Below are 12,260 nucleotides of genomic sequence, written 5' to 3'. Positions count from 1 at the left end.
TCATGGGCTGGACACTTACACAGGAAGACCTAGATCACATGCCTGCCCAGCAACAGCGAGTCCGGTGCTTTGCCCTGGCTCGTCATTTAATGGAGTTGCCGGACCCTCCGGCCGACTGGCCCAGGTGCAAGGCCGAGCTGGAAACCGGGTTGAGTCTGGCCGCCGAGGCCGGCTTTACCAGCCTGCCTGCAACAACTCTGTTCCTGGAGGCATTGCACTACGTGCCGGATGCACTGAAGCACCCGGTGGTGAAAGGCTATATGGACTCCGGTGCATTGGAGCAGTTCCGGGCGGAGCGGATACTGGAATGGGCAAAGGAACGAAAACAACACAAGGAGAGCGTGGATGAGCTGCAGTGAAGATTGCAAGTGTCGCCCCGGTGCCGTTGCCTTGGTGTTCGTGCCGGGGATTATGGGTACGCGGCTGAAGAATGCCAAAAGCGGTGACTCGGTCTGGGATCCTGCAGCCGGCCTGGGGTTCGAGGGGGCAAGTGGCGCAGCTATTGAAGCCAAGGCGCAGCGGGAGCAGGAGATGGCCGAAGCTCAGGGAAATAATTCCGATGGCACCTGGGAATCCGTCGGGAAATGGTTTCAGCGGCGCTGGATTGGTGTTAAAGAAACCCGCGACAGCTGGGTTGAGAAAGGCCGCACTGCCCGCCGGTACGCTGGTGTGGTGCCTCGCGTGAGTGACCTTATGTTTGCCGGGCCTGTGAAGCGCAAGCAGCTACTGGTCAACGGTAACGCAAAACGTCGAGGAACACCTGTTGTTGATCGGCAGGATGATCTGTTGGATATCGACGAGGGCACCGATGACTATTTTCGCATCTACACGGCGGTCCCTCCCTCACAGGTGCAGGAAAAACGCAGCCGGGGCTGGGGTGAGGTGCACTGGGACAGCTATGGCAGCTTCCTGAAATACCTTGAGAACAAGGGGCAGACACTTTCCCGGCTCTACCCGGGCCTGCGCTTTCCTGTATTTGCCGTAGGCTATAACTGGATGGTCAGCAATGAGGTGGCTGGTGACCGGCTGAAGGAGCGTCTTACGGAATTCCGCCAACAGATTGTGGACGGGGATGAGAGAGGGTTATCCTCATCCGACGTCAAGTTTGTGGTCATTAGCCATTCCATGGGCGGCTATGCCTCCCGGGCCGGGTTTGTCTTGTCCGGTATCGAAGCTGAGGTGGAAGCTGTTATTCACGGTGCCATGCCCACCCACGGGAGCCCGGCCACATATAAAAAATTCCGGGCGGGAGAGTCCGGCATGACAAAATTTGTTCTGGGTAAAAATGCGGCTGATACTACAGCCATTCTCGGTTTCTGTCAGGGCGGCCTGGAATTGCTGCCCAACCAGTTATACCGCACGGCGGACAATAAACCGGAATGGCTACACCTGAAAGCAGGCGAGCAGGGACCGGAGGTACTGGATATCGGGCAGGGTGAGGCTGTTTTCGATTTCTATTCGCGGTTTGATGTGTGGTACCGGATGATTCAGCCGGAATTGTTGGCGCCGGAGTTGCCAGTGGGTACGCGTTCGGCTGCTGAACTACGTGATTATCAGTTTGCTATGAAGTCTAGACTTAAAGCATTTTCAGTTTTCCATCAATCTCTCGCGGACAACTTTCACAATACCACCACACTCATTTACAGCAACAATAAGAATGATCTCTCCTTTGACCGTTGTGTGTGGGAGGGGAAAAAGATCCCGGATGGTAGCCGGGACGAGTGGCAGGTGTACCGCCATGAAAACCATGCCATATTCTTTGGTGACGGTACGGTGAGCCTGTACGGCCCGGAAGAAAAACAGCGCCATGAGGCCGCGCTTGATGCGTGGCTCCAACAGGCCCGGTATGAGCACGAACCGCCACCTCCCCCGAAAGCCAATACGACAGGCTTCAAACTGCAACCGGAAGCCGCCCCAGGGGACGCCACCGTCCACGCCGGTGCCGGTGACCACCCCTCAGCGGCAGGCGGATTGAAACGCATACCCCTGCCGGCTACGGAGACACACCAAACATTTTTTAACTGCCCGGACGTAAGGGATCTGGTAGTGGGTGAGCTGCAAACGCTGCTGCCCGACATCCACAGCAAACTGGGAGGCTGAATGTCACCACTTATCCGCAACGCCCTGGCAGGGCTGGTATTACTGACACAGACAACACAAGGAATGGCCATGAGCAAAACGGACGTCAATGAGGCAGAAGCCCCAGAATTCCAATTCACGGAGCACTGTGCGGGTCGTTACCAACTGGAGCTGCCGGCAGACATGAAGCTCATCGACAGCGGATACAACGATGAACTGATCATGACCTCGGTGTACCCACCGGAAGAACGAGTCCACGACACGGCTTACCGCGGTGAACAGCGTGTTGAGGAATGGAAAGACCGGGTGGAAATTGAACGTCAGAAGGAGATTGTGGAAACTGGCTATGTGCATGAGAGCCTGGGGGGCAACCTCAAGACGCTGGTTTATTATGCCGACCGGAGGAAAATTCCAGGCATGCGTGAAGATCCTACTGAATGGCATAAGTACGAAACCTTTTTTCTGAAAGACTTTCCCGAGGTAGAGCAGGCCATTGCCATTCAGGGGCAGGGGGTGCATGGAAATATTAGCCGTGATGAACCGGATTACAAAGCCATCTTCCGCGAGCGTCTGGCTCGGATGCAAGAGCGGGCGGGCGATGTGGAGTACCACCCCTGGCCCCATAAAAAAGCGGGAGTCTGCCTGGACCGGGAATTCGTGGTGGTGAATACCGTGACCCCGGAGCGGGAGGGGTACGCCATGGAGTTTTACAATGGCAAGCGATCCCGCTTTGTTCTGATGGGGGGGACCTTCCACAACGCCTCCGCCCTGAAAGAAGAGCTCGGCCGCAACAGTGGTCTCATGGCCTTTCTGGCCTCCAGCAAGATGACTGTAGCAGGGCGCAAGGGGCGACTGTTCATCAGTGACGGCAAATACAGCGAAACCGAACGGGAGTTCCGCTGGGTGGCTACGGACACCAAAGTGGATAGCTTCCGCCACGCCCACCTGGAAATCGAAGGCGCCATCGAGATGAAAGACTATCCTGAGATGGCCCCCATGAGCGGCACCGATGTGATCGTGGGTCTGCTCAAAGGAGTGAAGGAGCGGCCGTACGGCATGCTGGATGTGAAACGATAATGGCAGGTTTTGCACGAAAGCTTCGCTCCATACTCATTGTTGTCGGAATCACCCTGCTGGGGGCTGTTGCCGGAGTAGTTGTCGGATTGGTTTTAGGCTCCACTCCTGGAATGACGGAGTTCTTTGAGAGTGGCTCCAGGGGGTGGGATGGCATTGCCCGGGCCGGAGGGCTTATGCTCATGGCTGGAGGCTTCGGGTTGCTTGGGATGCTGGCCGGGATCTGGATGGGATTCCGGAAGGTCCTCTCCAAAGATTCCTAGATGTTCTGATTTGTCCGGGTGTATGTCTCAATCGGGAGGGCGACATGGCATCAGTAGCTCAACACGTCCTGCTGTTGCTGGGTTTGCTGATACAAGCCACACAAGGAATGGCCATGAGCAAAACGGACGTCAAGGGGGCACCGGAATTCCAATTCACGGAGCACTGTGCGGGTCGTTACCAACTGGAGCTGCCGGCGGACATGAAGCTGGTCGACAGTGGATACAATGATGAGCTTATTTTGGTCTCGGTGTACCCACCGGAGGAACAAGTCCACGACACTACCTACCGCGGTGAACAGCGTGTTGGGGAATGGCAGACCCGGGTGGAAGCAAAGCGCCTGAAAGAAAAAGTTGAGACGGGTTATGTGCACCAAAATCTGGAGGGCAATCTAAAAACGCTGGTTTATTATGCGGATTATCGGAAAATCCCGGGTTTAAGTGAAGACCCTACTGCTGCTCATGTTTTTGAAACGTACTTTCAAAAGGATTTTCCCGAGGTTGAGCAGGCCATTGCTATCCAGGGCCAGGGAGCGCTTGGTGTTGTGCAGCGGAGCGAATCCGGCTACAAAGCCATCTACCAGGAGCGCCTGGCCCGGATGCAAGAACGAGCTAGGGATGTGGAGTACCACCCCTGGCCCCATAAAAAAGCGGGAGTCTGCCTGGATCGGGAATTCGTGGTGGTGAATACCGTGACCCCGGAGCGGGAGGGGTACGCCATGGAGTTTTACAATGGCAAGCGATCCCGCTTTGTTCTGATGGGGGGGACCTTCCACAACGCCTCCGCCCTGAAAGAAGAGCTCGGCCGCAACAGTGGGCTGATGGCGTTTCTGGCCTCCAGCAAGATGACTGTAGCAGGGCGCAAGGGGCGACTGTTCATCAGTGACGGCAAATACAGCGAAACCGAACGGGAGTTCCGCTGGGTGGCTACGGACACCAAAGTGGATAGCTTCCGCCACGCCCACCTGGAAATCGAAGGCGCCATCGAGATGAAAGACTATCCTGAGATGGCCCCCATGAGCGGCACCGATGTGATCGTGGGTCTGCTCAAAGGTGTGAAGGAACGGCCTTATTAAATCCTCAGCCGTCTGGCAATCAATCCTTTCATGATTTCAGTGGTACCGCTGCCAAAGCGTTGGCTTGCTCTGCGAGTTAACTGAAAGCCTGCGATGGATGCATTGCGCTGATTGGTGCATTCCCGGGCGCACCGCAACTGTGTAGCGATCCGCGCGGGTTTGCAGGTTGGCCAGGTCGGAGCCGCAAAGTATGGATATCAGCTGCCTTTGCGAGGAATACTCTCTACACCGTGAGTGGTGCCGAGCAGCAGCAGATCCGCAGGGCGTATGGCAAAGAGCCCGTTGGTGACAACTCCGACAATATTGTTAAGCTTCTCTTCAATCTGGATTGGGCGGGAAATATCCAGATTGTGTATGTCGAGAATGATGTTGCCGTTATCGGTTGTGAACCCGTCCCGGTACACAGGGTCTCCGCCCAGTTTGACGATTTCACGGCCAACGTGGCTGCGTGCCATGGGGATTACTTCTACCGGCAGGGGAAAATCGCCCAGAACGTTAACTTTCTTGGACTCGTCGGCAATGCAGATAAAGGTCTCGGCGACCGCGGCAACTATTTTCTCCCGGGTCAGTGCACCGCCACCGCCCTTGATCAGCTCAAGGCGTTCATTGGTTTCGTCAGCGCCATCTACATAGAACTCCAGCGCACCGGCACTGTTCAGATCATAGACAGGAATGCCGTGGCTCTTCAGGCGTTCCGCAGTGGCTTCTGAACTGGCTACCGCCCCATCGAACTCGGTTTTCAGATCCGCGAGCATATCGATAAAAAAGTTGGCAGTGCTTCCGGTACCAACGCCAATTATGCTGTCCTGGTCAAGGCGCGGTGCTATGTAGTCCACTGCGGCTTTGGCAACAGCTTTTTTCAGTTCGTCCTGGGTCATCGGGCGCTCCGGATGCAAATCGTGTGAGTTTGGCTCCATTATAGCGCCTATAGGAGGTCTGCTTATAGACGGCTGATATGCAAACTTTCTAAACTGTACGTTTCCCCTACCATTCACCAGCAATCGGAACCAGCATGCCGCAACGCTACATCAAGAAGATTCTCGATGCGCGCGTCTATGACGTGGCCATCGAAACACCCCTCACTGAAGCCCGCAGTCTGTCCAAACGCTTTGGCAACAATATTATGCTCAAGCGAGAGGACCTTCAGCCGGTGTTTTCCTTCAAGATTCGTGGCGCGTACAACCGAATTGCTCAGTTGTCTGAGGAACAGAAATCCAAGGGCGTGATTTGCGCCTCTGCCGGTAACCACGCGCAGGGTGTGGCTCTTGCTGCCAAGAAACTTGGAATCAAGGCCATCATTGTGATGCCGCAGACGACGCCGGAAATCAAAGTGCGTTCCGTTCGTGATCATGGCGCGAAGGTAGTGCTCAGAGGCGATGCCTTTGATGAGGCTGCCGCTCATGCCCATGAGTTGATTGAGAAGCACGGTTATACCTACATCCCGCCCTATGACGATCCGGATGTTATTGCCGGGCAGGGCACAGTTGCAATGGAAATGATGTGGCAGTTCACCAGGCCTATCCATGCGGTGTTTATCTGTGTGGGTGGTGGTGGCCTGATTGCCGGCATGGCGGCCTATATCAAGTACCTGCGTCCTGAAATCAAGATTATTGGCGTTGAGCCGGAAGATTCCAACTGCCTGCAGGCTGCCATGAAAGCAGGCAAGCGTGTGATTCTGGACGAAGTGGGCATTTTCGCTGACGGCGTAGCTGTAAAACAGATTGGCGAGCACCCCTGGGAGATATGCAAGGATCATGTGGATGAGGTGATTACCGTCTCCACCGACGAAATCTGCGCTGCCATCAAGGATATCTTTGAAGATACCCGCTCCATATCCGAGCCAGCCGGAGCGCTGGGTGTGGCCGGAATCAAGAAGTACATCGAGCGGGAAAAGATTGAGAATGAAAATCTTATCGCCACCCTGAGTGGCGCAAATATGAATTTTGATCGCCTGCGATACATTTCCGAGCGTACGGAAATTGGTGAGAAGCGGGAGGCCATTCTCGCAGTCACCATTCCCGAGAAGCCGGGTGCGTTCAAAACCTTCATCAATGCGTTGCACAAGCGCAGCATTACCGAGTTTAATTATCGGTATTCAGATGCGAGCCAGGCCACAATTTTCGTGGGTATTCAGATCCAGACTGGTGGCCTGGGCAGGGATGAGCTGGTTCAGGATCTTCGTGCAAATGGCTACTCGGTTGTTGATCTTACTGACAGTGATATGGCCAAACAGCATATTCGCTACATGGTCGGTGGCCATGCTCCCACGATTACCAACGAGAAAGTCTTCCAGTTCGAGTTTCCCGAACGCCCGGGAGCTCTGCTGAAATTCCTGATGTCTCTGGGAACACGCTGGAATATCTCCATGTTCCACTACCGCAATCACGGCGCGGCATACAGCCGTGTGCTGCTGGGTGCCCAGGTGGAAGACGATGAAGTAAAAGACTTTGAGTCCATGCTGGAAAAAGTCGGTTTCCGTTATGAAAACATGACGGATAATGAGGCTTACCAGCTTTTCCTTGGAGCAGGTAACGGAAAAGCATCCTGACCAGAAAAACAGTCAGCCCGGACAGGAATGGCCGGGCTGATTTCTATTGGCAATATGCTCTTGCCTTCCTCATATCTTTATCTTACTGAACTTTAACCTGTTAAAAATTGTAAAAATCAGAGTGCGTGGTAGTCTTTTGTCACATTCTTGAAACCAAGAATAGCTCCCTGATTTTCCATAGCTTTAACCTTAATTTGAAACAGGAATGCGTGTCATGGGTGGTAAGCCTGATATTATCCGGGCCATTGTGCTGATTTTTGCGGTCGGCCTTGTGATTACCGGATTCACTTCACTTCAGGCGTCGGAAGACAGGTCCGCTGCGACCGTAATGAAAGGCGCTGTTTCGGCAAGCTCCGCGCAGACGCTCAAAACGTCGCTGACACGGTAAAATCTCTTCCGGTTCATTTAACCCGGTAAACCCGGTGGTCTGTCACTATGCTGTGAAGCGGCACATCCCAGGGTTCAACGGGCAGTTTTTCTACCTTCTGGAAATCATGGGCCAAGCCTATCAGCTTTGGTGCTGGTCTTGCTTTCTGCCTGCTGAATGCAAAGGTTCTATCGTAAAACCCGCCTCCCATTCCCAGCCGTCCACCATTTTCATCAAATCCCACCAGCGGGAACAATACGGCATCCAGTGCCCAGCTCGGTCTCCTGAGCCCTTTGCTGAATGAGGGTTCGGGAATACCAAAACGATTTGTTGTCAATTCGACACCATCGTAATAAGGGCTGAACACCAGTTTCCCCGGGTGAATCGGGTGCAGTACCGGCAGGTAGAAGTTAACGCCTTTGCGGAGCCCCAGGGCCATATAGGGGTGTGGATCAATCTCGCCATCGTTGGGAAGATAAATGGCGATGTGTCTGGCTCTGTGTAAATCCGGATTCCGGCTCAGATTAAGGGCAAGAGAAGCAGAGGCCTGTTGCTGCTCACGGGGCGACAACATACGTCTGCGCTGGCGCAGTTGTTTGCGCAGTTGGTTGCGGGATAAAGAGAGTAAACCGGATTCAGAAGAGAGTGAGTCGATACGTTGGCTCAAAATGAAACTTCCCGGACTGCCGTTATCAGATGTGGCCCTTGAACCCAAAGTTCAAGGTCGGTGGCCGCTGTGACATATTAGGCTTTCCCCTGACGGGGACATGCTCACAATGCCCTGTAGTGGCCACCTGGGTAGTGCGCATCGGCTCGAGGACGAATCCGACCAGCGAACAGCCCAGGAAGTAAAATCATTATAGGGTCAGACCCGGGGCTGATTGCAACACCTATCGCGGAATCTTCACAGTTTCAGTGGCTGGAGGGCTTTCCGAGGGCGTTTTCCAGCTTGCTGTCCATGGCTTTTAACAAGCTGCTGGTGGCGTCAGACATGGTATCCCGCTCAAGCAGTTCGTGGGTCATGTTCAGGGCTGCCATCACGGCAATGCGCTCAGTTCCGAATACCTTACCGCTGGTGCGTATTTCGCGCATTTTATTATCCAGGTGTCTGGCTGCACGAATGAGGGCTTCCTGTTCTTCCGGGGGGCAGGAGACCAGGTATTCCTTGTCGAGAATTTTGACCTCAACGGTAGTGGCTTGCTTAGACATCAGTGATGCTCCAGCGCCCGAAGGCGGCCGATCATGGCTTCGATCTTGTTTTTGGCAAGATCATTTTTGTGCATAAGCTGGGACCGTTCCCGGTTCCAGTCATCCTGCAGCTGCCTCAGAGTGGCGTTGTCCTGCTCCAGTTTCTGACAGTGTTCGATCAGCTTGTCCAGCTTGTCCGCTAATGCTTGTACTTCGGACTGTTCCATGACGTGCCCAGCATAGGTTGAAGGTATTGCGCCTAACTATAAGTGTGCACGCCATGACGGTCAATTTACATGGCTGTCATAAGAGATCTCATCAGGCACTGTTAGCTGTTTTTGCTCGCCCGCGAGACGTGCATCACGATTCGCCGGGGCTTCCAAAACCTTGTGAACGGCTCTGTTGCCAGGCACTGAATGCAGGAATCAGCGCTACCACTACGGCGGCCAGAGGCACAGACGCCAGGAGAGCCCATTCCTCAATGTTCAGTGGGCGGAGCTGAACCTGAAGCCCGTAATTGGTGAGTAGCCAGGGGCCCAGCATTGAAACCACGAAGGTGCTCAAGGCCAGTGAAATCACGCAGGCCACCACTGCAAGGGCCAGGCACTCAATGATGTACAGGCTTGCGATCAGGCCCGGGGAGGCGCCTGTGGCCCGCAGGATTGCTATTTCATGAGCCCGCTGGGTTTGCAGTGTGAGGAGAACCGCAATTAATCCGATCAGGCTGGTAATGACCACGAAACCGGTTATACCCAGCAGCGCACGCTCAAACTGACTCATCAGCCGCCAGAGTTCGCTCAGGGCGACGCCAGGCAGAATCGCAGAGAGAGGTTCACCCGTGTATTGATTCAGGTCGCGCTGCACGCGGAATGTGAGGATCTTGCGATCCAGTCCGGCGAACACGGCGGTAATGGCGCTGGGTGTAAAATTCCGGCCCTCAGCTTGTTCTGGCGTGAGTGTACGGCCCGGAATGGCAACGCCGGACTCCCAGCCTACATGTATGGCTTCCATTCCTTGCAGGCTGATATAGACCGCCTGGTCCACCGGTGTCCCTGTGGGTTCAAGGATGCCGGTCACGGTGAACGGTGTATTTGTGTGGTTGGAGAAGCTGGTACTGCCGCCGCCGTGGGAAAGTATAATTTTGTCATCAAGGGCATGATTCAGTTTTTTGGCCACGCCCGCCCCCAGAACCACGTCGAATACTCCGTCAAACCACTGGCCACTCGCCAGAGTCAGAGGCTGCCCACGCCCGAACCGGAAGTGCTTGCCAAAGCTTTCGTCTGTGCCGACAACCCGAAACCCTTTGTAACTGTCGCCCAGCGAAATGGGGATCAGCCAGTCAATGCGGGTATCTTGTTTGAGTTCCTGAAATGTAGACCACCGGATGTTATTTGTTGCATCGCCGATATGAAATACCGTGTACAGCAACAAGTTGATTTGACCGCTGCGGGCACCGATGATCAGGTCTGTATCGCTGATAGTGCTGGTAAAGGACTGTTTTACTTCTGTGCGCAGATACTGGATGCCGAGCAGTAAGGTGACGCTCAGAGTGAGGGTGAGGCACACCAGAGCCAGTACTTTACGTCTGTGCCAGAGGCTCGCGGTTGCCAGTGAGATTGCCAGACGAGCCTTCATGCCGGTACCTGCCCGAGTTGAATCTGATGGTGGAAACGCTGAGCCAGAGAACGGTCATGGCTCACAAACAACACGGAGGTGTTGCGTTCTTCAGCCAGTGTCAGCAACAGATTGATGAAACGGTCACGATTGTCACTGTCCAGAGCAGATGTGGGTTCGTCTGCCAGAATTATCTCAGGCGCTCCGATCAGCGCGCGGGCGGCGGCAATGCGTTGTTGCTGGCCAATACTCAGTTGCGTGACTTTTCTTTGCCAGTGGCTTTCCGGAATGGCGAGTGCGGTCAGCAACCGGTGGGCGGAGCTAGCCGGAGTCTCGCCTGTTGAGGCCTTGCGCGTTCGCGAGAGCCTGCAGGGCAAGGTTACGTTGGCTTCGGTCGTGAGATAAGGCACCAGATTGAACTGCTGGAAGATAACGCCAATATGGTCAGCCCGGAATCGGTCACGTTTACCTGCACCCAGTTTCTGAATGGCTGTTCCCAACAGGCTGATGCTGCCAGTTGCTGGCGGAAGCATGCCTGCCAGCAGGCTCAGAAACGTACTCTTTCCGGTTCCGCTGGGGCCGTGAAGGAAAAGGTGCTCGCCTTGTGGCAGGCGTAAATCCGGGAATGTAAGTGCCGGCTGATGTTTGTCCCAGCGGAATGTGAGGTCTTTGACTTCAATGGCCGCGGTTTCATCTGCAGGTCTTTGCGTACTGGATTCTGACTGGCTATTCATGTTGATCCTTACCCGCCCCGTGTATTATGTCTGGCATAGATTCGCCGGCGTATACTTCGCTGTCAGTTTTTCGGAGAGTTTTACTGATGATCCAGTCCTTACGTTGCCCTGCAGGGGTGCTCTTTCCGGTTCTGCTGGTTGCGCTGCTGAGTGCAACCCTTCCGGCACACTCAGAAACGAAGCAGGAATTGCGCGAAATCGACTGGCTGGACCTGATGCCTGCCGAAGATCTTGCTTTGCTTGAAAATATGCCAGAACTTGAGCACGAGGGCGACGGCCCGCCTTTGCTGCCGGACGAAATAATGACCGGGAGGGTTGTTCCGGAGATGGCTAGCGTTCAAGGCCGGATCCCCGGTTTTGTAGTGCCACTCAAAACAACCAAAGACATGCTCATTCTGGAATTTTTTCTGGTGCCCTATTATGGCGCCTGTATCCATGTGCCGCCCCCGCCGCCTAACCAGATTATTCACATCAAGTACAAGGAGGGGTTCAAGCTCGAGGCTCTGTACGATCCCGTCTGGGTTGAAGGTACACTGGTTATCGATCGTACGGAAACCGACATAGGTACGTCCTCCTATTCAATGACGGCAGAAGCGGTCACGCCCTACAGGGAATAACCCTAGAGCCCGAGTTTGAATGAGCTCTCTCCGTGCTCCAGGCGCGATGCACCCTGTCCATCCGGACCGGCCCAGGCAACATCGAGATCTTCGATGCCAGAAAAACGGGTGGTGAGCGGTGTGGTCAGAGCGGATGCCTTGTCGAGCCCCTGGCAGCTTAACGTCTGGGTTACTGTGATATCGGTATGCTGGCTTTCATGGTCATGCTCGTGTTCGTCATGCTCGTGTTCGTCATGCTCGTGTTCGTCATGCTCATGTTCATCATGGTCATGTTCGTCATGGTCATCGTGGTCGTGATGCTCGTGCTCATCGTGGTCATGGTCATCATGATGGCCGCCGGTAACTTCATGCTGAACCGTCGTGGTTTTCACGATGCAGGTTGATTCCGGCGTGTTAATCAGCGGGGTTTCTTCAAGCCAGTTGGTAAGCTTCTCTATCGCCTGGTGATCCTCTGGCGTGCGCGGAAGGTGTTCAAAACCAAGCAGGTTTCCAGCTGCTGATTGCAGCAGGACTTCAACCTCATCAGCACTGAATGCAAGCTGCATATCGGCGTGCCCGTGCTGATGCGCGCCAGGATTGTCTGCGGCTATAACGTGTGAGCTGACGGTCGCGGTGAGAAGTGCCGATACAATGGATGATGCCAAGAGCTTTTTAGGGAACATCTCGCTGTCCTGTAGAGGTGATTGATATGTTATAACATATT

At 54.5% G+C, this 12,260-nt stretch carries 15 protein-coding genes and 1 other RNA gene; 8 read left to right on the top strand and 8 right to left on the bottom strand.

Annotation, left to right across the window (positions count from 1 at the left end; all coding sequences use genetic code 11):
* Positions 1–2: 2 nt before the first annotated feature.
* From DS878_RS12670 to DS878_RS12650, 5 genes are read left to right on the top strand one after another with little or no spacing between them, the layout of a single operon-like run.
* Positions 3–359 (top strand): hypothetical protein, encoded by a 357-nt coding sequence (locus tag DS878_RS12670; protein WP_113816289.1) that lies wholly within the window; start codon positions 3–5, stop codon positions 357–359.
* The gene (locus DS878_RS12665; protein ID WP_113816288.1) at positions 346–2,100 is read left to right on the top strand and encodes a hypothetical protein; all 1,755 of its coding nucleotides are present in this window, start codon (positions 346–348) and stop codon (positions 2,098–2,100) included. The genes DS878_RS12670 and DS878_RS12665 overlap by 14 nt, the downstream gene beginning before the upstream one ends.
* Complete coding sequence (locus DS878_RS12660; protein ID WP_113816287.1) at positions 2,101–3,156, top strand: hypothetical protein; 1,056 nt, start codon at positions 2,101–2,103, stop codon at positions 3,154–3,156.
* Complete coding sequence (locus tag DS878_RS12655; RefSeq protein WP_113816286.1) at positions 3,156–3,416, top strand: hypothetical protein; 261 nt, start codon at positions 3,156–3,158, stop codon at positions 3,414–3,416. Before DS878_RS12660 ends, DS878_RS12655 begins: the two co-directional genes overlap by 1 nt.
* Positions 3,417–3,460: 44 nt before the next feature.
* Positions 3,461–4,489 carry a hypothetical protein gene (locus DS878_RS12650; RefSeq protein ID WP_113816285.1) on the top strand — a complete coding sequence of 343 codons (1,029 nt, stop codon included), beginning with the start codon at positions 3,461–3,463 and terminating at the stop codon, positions 4,487–4,489.
* A 197-nt stretch (positions 4,490–4,686) separates the two neighbouring features.
* Here the strand turns inward: DS878_RS12650 and rpiA are convergent, their stop codons facing one another.
* Positions 4,687–5,367 (bottom strand): ribose-5-phosphate isomerase RpiA, encoded by a 681-nt coding sequence (gene rpiA / locus DS878_RS12645; protein WP_113816284.1) that lies wholly within the window; start codon positions 5,365–5,367, stop codon positions 4,687–4,689.
* A gap of 134 nt (positions 5,368–5,501) precedes the next feature.
* On the opposite strand from rpiA, the gene ilvA reads away from it, so the two are divergent.
* Together ilvA and DS878_RS15490 are read left to right on the top strand one after the other, a co-directional pair.
* Complete coding sequence (gene ilvA, locus DS878_RS12640) at positions 5,502–7,037, top strand: threonine ammonia-lyase, biosynthetic (RefSeq protein ID WP_113816283.1); 1,536 nt, start codon at positions 5,502–5,504, stop codon at positions 7,035–7,037.
* 214 nt (positions 7,038–7,251) lie between these two features.
* Positions 7,252–7,425: a hypothetical protein gene (locus tag DS878_RS15490; RefSeq protein WP_187298788.1), complete on the top strand. Its 174-nt coding sequence runs from the start codon at positions 7,252–7,254 to the stop codon at positions 7,423–7,425.
* A gap of 13 nt (positions 7,426–7,438) precedes the next feature.
* Here the strand turns inward: DS878_RS15490 and DS878_RS12635 are convergent, their stop codons facing one another.
* The 6 genes from DS878_RS12635 to DS878_RS12610 all read right to left on the bottom strand — a co-directional run bounded on the left by DS878_RS12635 (position 7,439) and on the right by DS878_RS12610 (position 10,940).
* Positions 7,439–8,071, bottom strand: coding sequence for a 5-formyltetrahydrofolate cyclo-ligase (locus tag DS878_RS12635; RefSeq protein ID WP_113816282.1), 633 nt, complete (start codon positions 8,069–8,071; stop codon positions 7,439–7,441).
* A gap of 4 nt (positions 8,072–8,075) precedes the next feature.
* A non-coding RNA gene (ssrS, locus tag DS878_RS12630) (6S RNA) lies at positions 8,076–8,255 on the bottom strand.
* 61 nt (positions 8,256–8,316) lie between these two features.
* Complete coding sequence (locus DS878_RS12625) at positions 8,317–8,613, bottom strand: cell division protein ZapA (RefSeq protein ID WP_113816281.1); 297 nt, start codon at positions 8,611–8,613, stop codon at positions 8,317–8,319.
* Positions 8,613–8,819 carry a TIGR02449 family protein gene (locus DS878_RS12620; protein ID WP_113816280.1) on the bottom strand — a complete coding sequence of 69 codons (207 nt, stop codon included), beginning with the start codon at positions 8,817–8,819 and terminating at the stop codon, positions 8,613–8,615. The genes DS878_RS12625 and DS878_RS12620 overlap by 1 nt, the downstream gene beginning before the upstream one ends.
* A gap of 133 nt (positions 8,820–8,952) precedes the next feature.
* A complete protein-coding gene (locus tag DS878_RS12615) occupies positions 8,953–10,227 on the bottom strand; it encodes an ABC transporter permease (protein ID WP_113816279.1) in 1,275 nt (424 codons plus the stop codon).
* Positions 10,224–10,940, bottom strand: coding sequence for an ABC transporter ATP-binding protein (locus tag DS878_RS12610; RefSeq protein ID WP_113816278.1), 717 nt, complete (start codon positions 10,938–10,940; stop codon positions 10,224–10,226). The genes DS878_RS12615 and DS878_RS12610 overlap by 4 nt, the downstream gene beginning before the upstream one ends.
* An 86-nt stretch (positions 10,941–11,026) precedes the next feature.
* Between DS878_RS12610 and DS878_RS12605 the strand changes: the two genes are divergently transcribed.
* Positions 11,027–11,557, top strand: coding sequence for a DUF3299 domain-containing protein (locus tag DS878_RS12605; RefSeq protein WP_113816277.1), 531 nt, complete (start codon positions 11,027–11,029; stop codon positions 11,555–11,557).
* 2 nt (positions 11,558–11,559) lie between these two features.
* Here DS878_RS12605 and DS878_RS12600 read toward each other — a convergent pair whose 3' ends face one another.
* A complete protein-coding gene (locus DS878_RS12600; protein ID WP_113816276.1) occupies positions 11,560–12,219 on the bottom strand; it encodes a ZrgA family zinc uptake protein in 660 nt (219 codons plus the stop codon).
* Positions 12,220–12,260: the final 41 nt, after the last annotated feature.

Source organism: Marinobacter sp. F3R11 (assembly GCF_003318275.1).
GTDB lineage: Bacteria > Pseudomonadota > Gammaproteobacteria > Pseudomonadales > Oleiphilaceae > Marinobacter.
This window is presented reverse-complemented; position numbering and strand designations above follow the sequence as displayed.

Bases quoted from the DNA above. Each gene is read 5' to 3' on its own strand.
- DS878_RS12600 (WP_113816276.1), bottom strand. From the start codon at position 12,219: ATGTTCCCTAAAAAGCTCTTGGCATCATCCATTGTATCGGCACTTCTC.
- DS878_RS12610 (WP_113816278.1), bottom strand. From the start codon at position 10,940: ATGAATAGCCAGTCAGAATCCAGTACGCAAAGACCTGCAGATGAAACC.
- DS878_RS12615 (WP_113816279.1), bottom strand. From the start codon at position 10,227: ATGAAGGCTCGTCTGGCAATCTCACTGGCAACCGCGAGCCTCTGGCAC.
- ilvA (WP_113816283.1), top strand. From the start codon at position 5,502: ATGCCGCAACGCTACATCAAGAAGATTCTCGATGCGCGCGTCTATGAC.
- DS878_RS12620 (WP_113816280.1), bottom strand. From the start codon at position 8,819: ATGGAACAGTCCGAAGTACAAGCATTAGCGGACAAGCTGGACAAGCTG.
- DS878_RS12625 (WP_113816281.1), bottom strand. From the start codon at position 8,613: ATGTCTAAGCAAGCCACTACCGTTGAGGTCAAAATTCTCGACAAGGAA.
- DS878_RS15490 (WP_187298788.1), top strand. From the start codon at position 7,252: ATGGGTGGTAAGCCTGATATTATCCGGGCCATTGTGCTGATTTTTGCG.
- rpiA (WP_113816284.1), bottom strand. From the start codon at position 5,367: ATGACCCAGGACGAACTGAAAAAAGCTGTTGCCAAAGCCGCAGTGGAC.
- DS878_RS12660 (WP_113816287.1), top strand. From the start codon at position 2,101: ATGTCACCACTTATCCGCAACGCCCTGGCAGGGCTGGTATTACTGACA.
- DS878_RS12670 (WP_113816289.1), top strand. From the start codon at position 3: ATGGGCTGGACACTTACACAGGAAGACCTAGATCACATGCCTGCCCAG.
- DS878_RS12650 (WP_113816285.1), top strand. From the start codon at position 3,461: ATGGCATCAGTAGCTCAACACGTCCTGCTGTTGCTGGGTTTGCTGATA.
- DS878_RS12665 (WP_113816288.1), top strand. From the start codon at position 346: ATGAGCTGCAGTGAAGATTGCAAGTGTCGCCCCGGTGCCGTTGCCTTG.
- DS878_RS12605 (WP_113816277.1), top strand. From the start codon at position 11,027: ATGATCCAGTCCTTACGTTGCCCTGCAGGGGTGCTCTTTCCGGTTCTG.
- DS878_RS12655 (WP_113816286.1), top strand. From the start codon at position 3,156: ATGGCAGGTTTTGCACGAAAGCTTCGCTCCATACTCATTGTTGTCGGA.